This is a genomic window from Microbacterium sp. (assembly GCF_049661145.1).
Taxonomy (GTDB): Bacteria; Actinomycetota; Actinomycetes; order Actinomycetales; family Microbacteriaceae; genus Microbacterium.
The window spans coordinates 1-10821 of sequence record NZ_JBASZT010000419.1 but is presented as its reverse complement, the minus strand read 5'-3'; the positions used below and the strand labels follow the sequence as shown (position 1 = coordinate 10821).

General features: G+C 69.9%; 10 protein-coding genes. 3 read left to right on the top strand and 7 right to left on the bottom strand.

Translation table 11 applies throughout. The features are described from left to right. Positions 1-357: 357 nt before the first annotated feature. From WBP48_RS17395 to WBP48_RS17385, 3 genes are read right to left on the bottom strand one after another with little or no spacing between them, the layout of a single operon-like run. Positions 358-969 carry an N-acetyltransferase family protein gene (locus WBP48_RS17395; RefSeq protein WP_424441997.1) on the bottom strand — a complete coding sequence of 204 codons (612 nt, stop codon included), beginning with the start codon at positions 967-969 and terminating at the stop codon, positions 358-360. A gap of 10 nt (positions 970-979) precedes the next feature. Beyond that, positions 980-1672: a uracil-DNA glycosylase gene (locus WBP48_RS17390; RefSeq protein ID WP_424441996.1), complete on the bottom strand. Its 693-nt coding sequence runs from the start codon at positions 1670-1672 to the stop codon at positions 980-982. Then, positions 1672-2172, bottom strand: coding sequence for a phosphoribosyltransferase (locus WBP48_RS17385; protein WP_424441995.1), 501 nt, complete (start codon positions 2170-2172; stop codon positions 1672-1674). Before WBP48_RS17385 ends, WBP48_RS17390 begins: the two co-directional genes overlap by 1 nt. A gap of 185 nt (positions 2173-2357) precedes the next feature. Here WBP48_RS17385 and WBP48_RS17380 point away from each other — a divergent pair, with 185 nt between their 5' ends. Beyond that, entirely contained in the window at positions 2358-3803 is a 1446-nt protein-coding gene (locus WBP48_RS17380) for an MFS transporter (protein WP_424441999.1), read from the top strand. Between the two features lie 268 nt (positions 3804-4071). On the opposite strand, the gene WBP48_RS17375 is transcribed toward WBP48_RS17380, so the two are convergent. Then, a complete protein-coding gene (locus WBP48_RS17375) occupies positions 4072-4848 on the bottom strand; it encodes an SDR family oxidoreductase (protein WP_424441994.1) in 777 nt (258 codons plus the stop codon). Between the two features lie 143 nt (positions 4849-4991). Between WBP48_RS17375 and WBP48_RS17370 the strand changes: the two genes are divergently transcribed. Together WBP48_RS17370 and metX are read left to right on the top strand one after the other, a co-directional pair. Continuing rightward, positions 4992-6326, top strand: coding sequence for a bifunctional o-acetylhomoserine/o-acetylserine sulfhydrylase (locus tag WBP48_RS17370; RefSeq protein WP_424441998.1), 1335 nt, complete (start codon positions 4992-4994; stop codon positions 6324-6326). A 173-nt stretch (positions 6327-6499) separates the two neighbouring features. After that, entirely contained in the window at positions 6500-7702 is a 1203-nt protein-coding gene (gene metX / locus WBP48_RS17365) for a homoserine O-acetyltransferase MetX (RefSeq protein ID WP_424441993.1), read from the top strand. Between the two features lie 12 nt (positions 7703-7714). Here the strand turns inward: metX and WBP48_RS17360 are convergent, their stop codons facing one another. From WBP48_RS17360 to WBP48_RS17350, 3 genes are read right to left on the bottom strand one after another with little or no spacing between them, the layout of a single operon-like run. Then, positions 7715-8932: an MFS transporter gene (locus tag WBP48_RS17360; RefSeq protein ID WP_424441992.1), complete on the bottom strand. Its 1218-nt coding sequence runs from the start codon at positions 8930-8932 to the stop codon at positions 7715-7717. 16 nt (positions 8933-8948) lie between these two features. Continuing rightward, entirely contained in the window at positions 8949-9284 is a 336-nt protein-coding gene (locus WBP48_RS17355; RefSeq protein ID WP_424441991.1) for a thiamine-binding protein, read from the bottom strand. A 49-nt stretch (positions 9285-9333) separates the two neighbouring features. Further along, positions 9334-10566, bottom strand: coding sequence for a glycosyltransferase 87 family protein (locus WBP48_RS17350; protein WP_424441990.1), 1233 nt, complete (start codon positions 10564-10566; stop codon positions 9334-9336). Between the last annotated feature and the right edge of the window lie 255 nt (positions 10567-10821).

Here is a 10821-nt window from a genome sequence, read left to right as displayed (position 1 = left end):
AGCACCCCCAGCATCCACCCCACCAACCCAAGCCAGCAAGAGGCGACCACCCCGATCTTTCCACCCCCACGGAGGGCCGCACAGCGGCCCTGAAAAGCTGAAGCGAAAGTCTCGTGACCCTGGGCAGACTTTCCCGCCCCACGGCGCGGCAGCGCCACTGAAAAGCTGACCCGCGCGCCCGGGCCGCCCCAACCCGGGGCCCGAGCCCGGCGTCGTATCGCCGGTGGGCGCCCCGCCCCCGACCTGCCCGACTTGCCGACTTCTGCCGCATCCGCAGCCCCAAGACGACAAATCACGGCAAGTCGATGGTGGCGACGCCGGTGCAGGGGCGGAATGACCGACGGCCGAGTGCAGCGCTCAGCGGCCGAACAGCCTGCGCTTCTTCTTCTTGGGCTTCAGCGGCTTCTGCAGGTAGATCGTGCCGAGCCAGCGGCCGAACTTGAAGCCGACCCGGCCCATCCGCCCCACCTCGACGAACCCGAGCCGCTGGTGCAACGCGACCGACGCCTCGGCACCCTTGTCGCTGATGATGGCGACCATCTGGTGGATGCCCGCCTCTTCGCACGCCGCGATCAGCGCTTCCAGCAGCGCGCGACCGAGACCCTTGCCGGTTGCCGCGTGCCCGAGATAGATCGAGTTCTCGACGCTGTAGCGGTATGCCGACTTCGTCGACATCGGCTGCACGAGCGCGTAGCCGAGGATCTGCCCGGTCGGAGACTGGGCGACCAGAAACGGCATGCCGATCTTCTGCAGATACGCTGCCTTCTCACGCCACTGCTTCAGCGACCACTTCTTTTCGTCGAAGGTGACCACCGAGTTGGTGACGTAGTAGTTGTAGATCTCCCGGATGTGGGGGATGTCGGCATCCGCCACCGGCCGGATCTCGAACGAGAACGGCCGCTCGTGCTCCACGCGGCGCAGGTGCGCGGGAAGCCGACGGCGGCCCTTCTCGTACTCCTCTTCCAGCATGCGCGACAGCCTACGCGGGCAGACGCCAGTCGACCGGCGCCGCGCCCTGTTCCTGAAGCAACGCATTGACGCGCGAGAACGGCCGCGAGCCGAAGAAGCCACGACTCGCCGATAGCGGCGAGGGATGCGCTGACGCGACGATCGGCGTCTTCCCCAGCAACGGCCGCAGGTTCGCGGCATCCCTCCCCCACAGCACCGCTACGAGCGGCGCGTCCCGGGCGACGAGGGTGCGGATCGCGTGCTCCGTCACCTTCTCCCACCCCCACCCGCGATGCGACGCGGGCACCCCGGGCGCGACGGTGAGCACCCGGTTCAGCAGCATGACCCCCTGATCGCTCCACGCCGACAGGTCGCCGTGCGGCGCGGGCGGGATGCCGAGGTCGACCTGAAGCTCCTGGTAGATGTTCGCCAGGCTCCGCGGCAGTGGACGCACGTGCGCGTCGACGGCGAACGACAGACCGATCGGGTGTCCCGGCGTCGGATACGGGTCCTGGCCGACGATGAGCACCTTGACCTGCGACAGCGGTCGGGCGAACGCCCGCAGCACCTTGTCGCCCGCCGGGAGGTAGGGATGACCCGCCGCGACCTCGGCGCGCAGGCGCTCGCCGAGCGCGGCGATGTCGGGACCGACGGGCGCGAGCTCCGCCGCCCAGCCCGGGTCGATGAGCCCGGCGGCGCCGAGTTCGGCGAGGGTCATCGCCATCAGGCGCTCGCCTCGCGACCGGAATCCTCCTCGGCTACGGTCCCGGCCGCGGACCACGGAAAGTCGATCCACAGGTCGGTCTCACGCCACGAGTAATCCGGCGATGCCACCGAGCCGGGCTTGGTGTAGATGCACACCGAGCGCACGTCTGCCTGCGCATCGCGCAGCATCTGCACCGCCAGCGCGAGCGTACGGCCGCTGTCGGCGACGTCGTCGACGAGCAGAACACGCTTGCCGGGAAGGTAGCCGAGATCGAGGTCGGGCGGCAGCAGCTCGGGCGCGGCGAGCACGGTGCCGATCCCGGTGTAGAACTCGACGTTCAGCGCGCCGCAGCTCTTGACCCCGAGGCCGTACGCGATCGCGCCTGCGGGCAGCAGCCCGCCCCGGGCGATCGCGACCACGACGTCGGGCACGAACCCGTCGGCGACGATGGCACGCGACAGGTCCCGCGTCGCCTCGCCGAAACCACTCCACGTCAGCACTTCGCGCTCGCTCGTCACCCGCTCAGCCTAGTTCCACCCCCCGGGCGCCGCGGCACCCCGCGAGACCACCTCTCCGGGTCGAAACCACCGTCATTCGACGTGGTCTCGACCCACACGCGCGGTTTCGCGAGGAATGGGGGGCGCGGCGGGGCTTTAGACTGAGCGCCGTGCCAGCTGCGAACACGTCCGCACGCGCGTCCGCCATGCGTTCTTCGGCGGTGGGGGTCACCGCGGGCCTGATCGGCTGGTTCATCCTGGTCGAGCTGGTCAGCGGCATCCTGCAGGGCTACTACGTGCCGCTGTTCAGCGACATCGTGGTGAGCTTGGGGATCCACGACTCGGACGTCAACTGGTTCGAGGCCGCGCAGCTGCTGATGTCGGCGCTCGTCGTGCCGGTGCTCGCCAAGCTCGGCGACATGTACGGCCACAAGCGGATCCTGCTCATCGCAGCGATCCTCACCGCGGGCGCGACGTGGTGGGTGGCGTTCGCGGGCTCGTTCTGGACCTTCCTGATCGCGTGGGCGCTGCAGGGCTTCTACGTCGTGTGGCTGCCGTTGGAGATCGCCCTGATCTTCGAGCGCGGCCGCGTGCAGCAGCGCGGCGTGTCGACGACGCGGCGGGCGGCGGGACTGCTTGTCGTGGGGCTGGAAGCCGGCGCGATCATCGGCGCGCTCGCGGCGGGCCGCGTGTTCGCGGCGACCGGCGGCGACCTTACGACGACCCTCATCGTTCCGGCCGTCGCGGTGACCCTCGTGGCGTTCGTCATCTGGCTCGGCGTGCCGGAGTCGAAGCCCGAGCCCGGGCGCCGCCTCGACACCTGGGGCTTCGTGATTCTGGCGTGGGCGCTGCTGCTCGTGACCGGGGGCCTCGCCTGGATGCGCATGATCGGCGAGCTCGGTCTCGGCGCCGATGCCTGGCTCTGGGTGGTCGCGCTGCTCGTGGCCGGCACCGCCGTGTTCGCGTGGTTCGTGCGATACGAACTGAACCAAAGCGATCCGGCGGTCGACATCCGGGTGCTGCGCCGCCCGGAGATGTGGCCCGTGCAGGCGACGGCGTTCCTCATCGGCATCAGTCTGCTGGGGGCGCAGGGCCCGCTGTCGACGTATGCCGGCACGGATCCGTTCCTCGGCTACGGCCTGGGCCTGGATGCGACGGAGCGATCCAACATCATCGGCGTCTACCTCATCTCGCTCATCATCGGCGCCGTGCTGTTCGCCGTCACCTCGCGGCGCGCGAGTCCGCGGATCGTGCTGATCGGAGCATCCCTGCTGGTCGGTATCGGATACCTGCTGTTCCTGCCGTTCCACCTCGAGCTGTGGCAGGTGCTGCTGAACCTGTCGATCGCGGGGCTCGGCTGCGGGGCGCTGGTGGGGGCCATGCCCGCCGCCGCGGCGGCCGCCGCTCCCGCCGGGCAGACCGGCATCGCCACCGCGCTCACCAACACGACCAAGACGATCGGCGGCACGTTCTCGTCGGCCGTCTTCGGCGTGGTGCTCGCCGTCGGCGCGGGCGCCGTCGCAAGCCAGACCGCGGCATCCCTCGGCGGGTATCTGACGGTCTGGGCGATCTGCGCCGCCGGCGGGTTCTTCGCCGCCGCGCTGCTGCTGTTCGTCCCGAAGGTCGCCTTCGCCGACGCGCCACCTGCCTGATCGCGCCGGCGCCCGCGTTCGCGATCCCATGGTGACCCGCGGCGAACGTCGCGAAAGCAGGCCAGGCCGCACGCATCATCACACCCGCGCCCGGTGCCGACCGTTTCAGCCTGCTTTCGCGACACCGACCGGCGCAGACATCTGGTCGAGTCGCAGGGGTCCACGCCACACCCCTCAGCGGCGAGACCGCTGCTGCGCCGAGCTTTCCAGGGGCGCTGCCGCGCCGCGGAGTGGCGAAAGCCGCAGGTCCCGGAGGGACACCTTCGTATTAGATGCGCGGACGCAGCGGGCCGCGGGCGAGCAGGTACTGCGCGGACTGGGCGACCGGCCGCATCGTCACGAGGTCCAGGTTCACATGGCCGGGGGCGTTCAGCGCATACGCGATGACATCGGCGACGTCGGATGCCGTCAGCGGATGGTCAACGCCCTCGTACACCTGTTCGGCGCTCGCGCGGTCGCCGCCGAGCCGGTTGAGCGTGAACTCCTCCGTGTGCACCATGCCCGGCGCGATCTCGATCACGCGGATCGGTTCGCCGTTGAGCTCGAGTCGCAGCGCGTGCACGACCATCGCCTCACCCGCCTTGGCGGCGTTGTACCCCGCACCGCCCTGATACGCGACCTGCGAGGCCGTCGAAGTCACGAACAGCGTGTCGGCGTGACCGCCGTCGGCGATCGTCGCGCGCAGCAGCGGCAGCAGCGCGGCCGTCACGAGCTGGGTCGACAGGACGTTGACCTCGAACATCCAGCGCCAGTCGGCGGGGTCGCCGTCTTCGACACGATCGGTGCCGCGCGCGCCACCCGCGACGTGCACGAGCGCGTGCAGCGGACCGGTCTCGGCGAGATGCGCAGCGAGGGCCGCGACATCGGCCTCATGCGACAGATCCGCGGCGAACGAGCGCGAACCGACCTCGTCATCCAGCGCCTCGAGCCGCTCGGCGCGCCGGGCGACCCCCACCACGTCCCAGCCCGAGGCACGCAACGCCCGCACCGTCGCCTCGCCGATCCCTGAGCTCGCTCCCGTCACCACTGCACGTCTGATCGTCATGCCTCCACGCTACGACACCGACCAGAACCGCACCGACCACGTTTGTGACGTCACATTTCCCGACCGTTGTTGACAACGGGGGCGTGGCCTACTGTCGGTCGTGGCCGCGGCATCCCGTCGCCGCGACACCACCACCGAACCAGATGGAGTCCGATATGTCCGCATCCGAGCACTGGCGCTTCGAGACCAAGCAGATCCACTCCGGCGCCGCTCCCGACCCGGTGACGAAGGCCCGCGCCACGCCGATCTACCAGACCACCTCGTACGTGTTCGACAACGCCGACCACGCCGCGAACCTGTTCGCCCTCGCGGAGTTCGGCAACATCTACACCCGCATTCAGAACCCGACGCAGGATGTGCTCGAGCAGCGGCTCGCGGCCCTCGAAGGTGGCACCGGTGCCCTCGCAGTCGCGAGCGGCCAGGCGGCGGCGACCGCGGCGATTCTGAACATCGCCGAAGCGGGCGACCACTTCGTCTCGTCGAGCTCGATCTACGGCGGCACGTACAACCTCTTCAAGTACACGCTCGCCAAGCTCGGCATCGAGGTCACCTTCGTCGAGAACCAGGACGACCCCGAGGAATGGCGCCGCGCCGTCCGCCCCAACACGAAGCTCTTCTTCGCCGAGACGATCGGCAACCCGAAGATCAACGTGCTCGACATCCGCGCCGTCGCCGACGTCGCCCACGCGGCCGGCGTGCCGCTCATCGTCGACAACACGATCGCGACGCCGTACCTGCTCCGTCCCTTCGAGCACGGCGCCGATGTCGTCGTCCACTCGGCCACGAAGTTCCTCGGCGGCCACGGCACGACCATCGGCGGCGTCATCGTCGACGGCGGTCGCTTCGCCTGGTCGGAGAACAGCGAGCGCTTCCCCGGCCTGACGACGCCCGACCCGTCGTACCACGGCGCGGTGTACACGGATGCCGTCGGCGACGGCCTGGCCTTCATCATCAAGGCTCGCGTCCAGGTGCTGCGCGACCTCGGCGCGGCCATCTCGCCGCAGAGCGCGTGGAACCTCATCCAGGGCATCGAGACGCTGTCGCTGCGCGTCGAGCGTCACGTGCAGAACGCGCAGGAGATCGCCGAGTGGCTGGAGAACCACGACGACATCGCGTCCGTCAATTACTCGGGTCTGCCGACCTCGCCGTGGTATGCCGCAGCGAACCACTACGCACCCAAGGGCGTCGGCGCGGTCCTCTCCTTCGAACTCAAGGGCGGCGTCGAAGCGGGCCGCGAGTTCGTCAACGCGCTGGGGCTGTTCAGCCACCTCGCCAACATCGGTGACGTGCGCTCGCTGGTGATCCACCCGGCATCCACCACGCATTCCCAGCTCACGCCCGAGCAGCAGCTCACGACAGGCGTGACCCCCGGGCTCGTACGCCTGTCGGTGGGGCTGGAGAACGTCGATGACCTCAAAGCCGACCTCGATCAGGCCCTCACCGCCGCACGTCAGGTTTCGGAGGCCGCGCGCGCCTGAGCCGCCGCCGGCGCCGAAACTCCACGAATCTGCGCGTGTTTCGTACCCCACACCATCGTGGGGTACGAAACACGCGCATTCGTGTGGAGTTTCGGCGCGCGCAACGAGGTGCACGCAGGACGGCGCCCGTAACACGGCGTCGGTGCACCGCGCGGACCCGGGAGAATGGACGGATGGACTGGCAGACCTCCGAGGACACGGTGCCGTCGGCGCCGATCACGGAGGCCGACGCGCGCCTGCTGCGCGCCCGCCCGCCCGCCACCGGCGCGTGGCGCGACGGCGATGCCGCGGGAGACCGTCGCTTCGCCGCTTTCGGTGCGTTCACGACAGAGGGCGGCCGAGAACTCCCCGGCATCCGTCTCGCGTACGAGACGTGGGGACGGCTGAGTCCCGCTCGCGACAACGCGGTGCTGATCCTGCACGCGCTCACCGGCGACAGCCATGTGCGCGGTCCCGCGGGGGCGGGTCATTCCACGGCGGGCTGGTGGGACGACATCGTCGGCCCGGGAGCACCCGTCGATACCGACCGCTGGTTCGTCGTCGCGCCGAACATGCTGGGCGGATGCCAGGGCTCGACCGGCCCGTCCTCGATCGCGCACGACGGCTACGAATGGGCTTCGCGCTTCCCCTACCTCACGATCCGCGACCAGGTCGCAGCGCAGGTGCGACTCGCCGACGCGCTCGCCATCGACACGTGGGCCGCTGTCATCGGCGGCTCGATGGGCGGCATGCACGCCCTGGAGTGGGGTGTCGGGCATCCCGAACGCGTACAGCGCCTCGGTGTGCTCTCGGCGCCGCCGGTGACCACGGCCGACCAGATCGCTCTCAACGGCGTGCAGCTGGAGGCGATCCAGATCGATCCCCGCTTCGCCGGCGGAGAGTACTACGACGCTCCCGACGGCGAGGGACCCCACCGGGGGCTCGCGCTGGCGCGACGCATGGCACTGCTGAACTACCGCAGCCGCACCGAACTGAACCAGCGGTTCCAACGCTCCTGGCAGTCCGGCAAGAGCCCGCTCGGCCACGGCGGCCGCTTCGCCGTCGAGAGCTACCTCGACTTCCACGGCAACAAGTTCACCCGCCGGTTCGACGCGAACAGCTACATCGCGCTCGTCGAGGCCATGAACTCCCACGACGTCGGCCGCGACCGCGGCGGCATCGAGGACGCACTGGCCCGCGTCACAGCGACGAGTCTCGTGCTGGGCATCGACAGCGACCGGCTGTTTCCGGTGGCCGGCCAACAGCGCATCGCGCGCGGAATTCGGACGACGCTCGATGACGGTGCCGTCGTGATCTCCAGCGATTTCGGTCATGACGGATTCCTCATCGAGACCGGAGCCGTCGGCATCCACCTGCGCCGCCTGCTCGAGGCGTGATCCGACGGCTCGTCAGACCGAGACGGATGCCGAGCGTCGCTCGATCGCGAGCGAGATCACTGCGAGCACGAGTCCCGCCGAGGCGAGGGCCACACCGACCCACACCGGGGCGACGAAGCCGAAGCCCGCCGCGATCACCACGCCGCCGAGGAACGCGCCGGTCGCGTTGCCGATGTTCAGCGCGGAGTGGTTCAGCGCCGCGGCGATCGACTGGTTCTCGCCGGCGACGTCCATGAGACGGGTCTGGATCGTCGGCCCGAGCGCCGACGAGGCGAAGCCCACCGCGAAGACGAGCACGGCGAGGCTCACGATCCAGGCGGCGGTCAGCGCGAGCAGCACCTGCGTCGCGATCAGCACGAGAAAACCGCCGATGAGTGTGCCCCGCAGGTCGACGTCGGCGAGGCGTCCGCCGACGAGGTTGCCGGCGGTCATCCCGAGGCCCATGCCGACGAGCACGAGCGGCACCGCCCACTCGGGTGCGCCGGCGACGTCCGTCACGACCGGCGCGATGTAACTGTACGCGGCGAAGAAGCCACCGAACCCGATGGCTCCCACCCCGAGGGTGAGCCACACCTGGCCGATGCGGAAGGCACCGAGCTCCGCCCGCAGTGTCCGACCGGGATCGCCGGGGTGCGGCGGTACGAACAGCGCGATGGCGAGCGCGGCGACCGCGAAGATCGCCGCGACCAGGAGGAACGCGATGCGCCAGCCCAGCTGCTGTCCGAGGAGCGTACCGAACGGAACCCCGACGACGTTGGCGAGCGTGAGGCCGGTCAGCACGAAAGCCACGCCCTGCGCGCGCTTGCCGGGGCCGAGTACATCGGCGGCGACGAGCGCGCCGATGCCGAAGTAGGCCCCGTGCGGCAACCCGGCGAGAAAGCGCGAGACAGCCACCAGTTCGAAGCTCGGCAGCACGAAGGTCAGCGCGTTGAACACCGTCAGCGCGACCGCCAATGCCAGCATGACGCGATGGCGGGGGTATTTTGCGACCGAGCCCGCGATCGTCGGCGCACCGACGACGACGCCGAGCGCGTACGCCGTGATGAGCCAACCCGTGTGGGCGATCGCCGTGTCGGGATCGGTCGCCTCCAACGCCGGCAGCAGGTCGGCGGCGATATTGGGCAGCAGGCCCATGACGACGAACTCGGTCATGCCGATGCCGAACGAGCCGACAGCGAGAGAGAGGAGCGCCCTCGTCGCCGCCCCCTTCGAGAGAGTCGAGGAGGTCACCGGACCATGCTAGCCGTCACGCCGGGCCGGTCGGGCCGTCTGTCGGAATCGATTCGATCGCCTGCTCGAGCCGCTCGAGCTTGCCGTCGAGCTCGCCAGCGTAGCCCGGCCGGATGTCGGCCTTGAGGACGAGCGAGACGCGCGAACCGAAGGGCATGACGGCATCCGTCGCGCGCTTGACGACGTCCATCACGGTATCCCAGTCCGGTCCCTCGATCTCGGTGAACATCGAGGTCGTGCGGTGCGGCAGACCCGAGGCACGCACGACGGCGACGGCAGCGGCGACGGCGTCGTGCACGGAGCCGTCGGCACGACCGGTTCCGGAGGGGGCTACGGAGAAGGCGACGAGCATGGCAGGTCCTTTCGGAGGGGTTGGAGGAGGGAGGCGTCGCGAACCTGCGTCACGTGGCGGCAGCAGGAACGGATGCCGGGACGCGCCCCGCACGGGACGGCACTCGGACGACGCCGACGAGGCGAGCGACCATCCAGGCGAACAGTGCGATGAGGGCGAGGTTTCGGACGGTGAGGATCGCCACCGGGACCAGCGCCGGCGCGAGAATGCCGCTGTACATCACCGGGTACACGACCTGGGTCAGCAGCGCGGTGCCGAGCGCGAGCGCCGCGGGCAGCGTCCACCGACGGCGGTCGATCACGAGCCCGGTCACGAGCGAGGGGACGAGCCAGCAGAGATACTGCGGAGAGCCCACCTTGTTGAACACGACGAGGCCGAGCACCAGCGCCAGCGACAGCGGGGGGAACAACGTCGCGTACCGGGCGCCGCGGATGGCCGCCGCGACGCCGAGCGCCGCAACGGCCGTCGTCGCTATCAGTAGCAGGGGTGTCATGACGGCGATCACGGCGTCGACGTCGGGTCCGGTCACTTGGAAGGTGAGCATGTCGCGTTCGTAGGACACCCGAAAAGCTCGCGAATCGAACAGCGTCCCCCACAGGTACGGCGTGCTGACCGGCGCCTCCACCTGCAGACCGCGGCTCGTCTGATCGCCGACGAAGCCGAACGCATTGCGTGCACCTCCGGCTGCCACGACCGTCAGCAGCGTCAACGCCGACACGACCACCGCTCCCCCGAGGAGAGCGGCGCGGCGGCGCACCGCGATGACCGCGGCCGCCAGCAGCGCGACCGGCCACACTTTCGTCCACACCGCCACCGCCAGCAGGATCGAGGCGAGCCATGGCCGCCCCACGAGCCACAGACAGCCGAGTATCGCGACCGCCGTCGTGAATCCGTCCAGCCGGTAGACGCCGACAGGCCCCAGCACGGCGATGAACGTCAGCCAGAACCACGCCGCCGTCGTCCTCCCCACCGAGTGCGCGCGCCCGATCAGCACCGCGAACGCGACGGCGTCGGCCGCTGTGATGACGATCACCCATGCCAGCGGGTATCCGATGACCGGAGCGAGGGCCTGGGCGGCGATCATCGGCAAGAGCGCCAGCTGCGGATACACCCACGGCACGCTGATGCCCACGATCACCGTCCCCTCGAGTGCCCTGCGCGACCACGGTGCGTACACGAGGTAGACGTCGCCCGTCGGGTTGTTCGGCATGACGAAGCCGAGCCACGCGACGCCGACGTGGACGAGAGCGAACGCGACCCACAGCACCGCGCGCCTCGACATCCCCTCATCCTAGGGACGCGCTGCGAGCGACGACAGACCGACGGATGCCGACGGATCAGCCGACGGATCAGCTTTCACGGGCGCTACCGCGCCGCGGGGTGAGAAATCTGCCTCAGGTCGCGAGACTTTGCTTCAGGATGCCGAGAGCGCGTCGCCGACGGCGGCGGAAACGGCACCGGCCACCTCGAGCGCCACGAACGGACCGCCGTGGTGGACGCGCGAAGCCGACGCGGCGGCGCGGCCGTGGAGCCAGGC

What these genes read in the sequence shown, in the direction of transcription:
- WBP48_RS17370 (WP_424441998.1), top strand. Translation starts at nt 4,992, where the DNA reads ATGGAGTCCGATATGTCCGCATCCGAGCACTGGCGCTTCGAGACCAAG.
- WBP48_RS17380 (WP_424441999.1), top strand. Translation starts at nt 2,358, where the DNA reads ATGCGTTCTTCGGCGGTGGGGGTCACCGCGGGCCTGATCGGCTGGTTC.
- WBP48_RS17395 (WP_424441997.1), bottom strand. Translation starts at nt 969, where the DNA reads ATGCTGGAAGAGGAGTACGAGAAGGGCCGCCGTCGGCTTCCCGCGCAC.
- WBP48_RS17390 (WP_424441996.1), bottom strand. Translation starts at nt 1,672, where the DNA reads ATGGCGATGACCCTCGCCGAACTCGGCGCCGCCGGGCTCATCGACCCG.
- WBP48_RS17350 (WP_424441990.1), bottom strand. Translation starts at nt 10,566, where the DNA reads ATGTCGAGGCGCGCGGTGCTGTGGGTCGCGTTCGCTCTCGTCCACGTC.
- WBP48_RS17355 (WP_424441991.1), bottom strand. Translation starts at nt 9,284, where the DNA reads ATGCTCGTCGCCTTCTCCGTAGCCCCCTCCGGAACCGGTCGTGCCGAC.
- metX (WP_424441993.1), top strand. Translation starts at nt 6,500, where the DNA reads ATGGACTGGCAGACCTCCGAGGACACGGTGCCGTCGGCGCCGATCACG.
- WBP48_RS17375 (WP_424441994.1), bottom strand. Translation starts at nt 4,848, where the DNA reads ATGACGATCAGACGTGCAGTGGTGACGGGAGCGAGCTCAGGGATCGGC.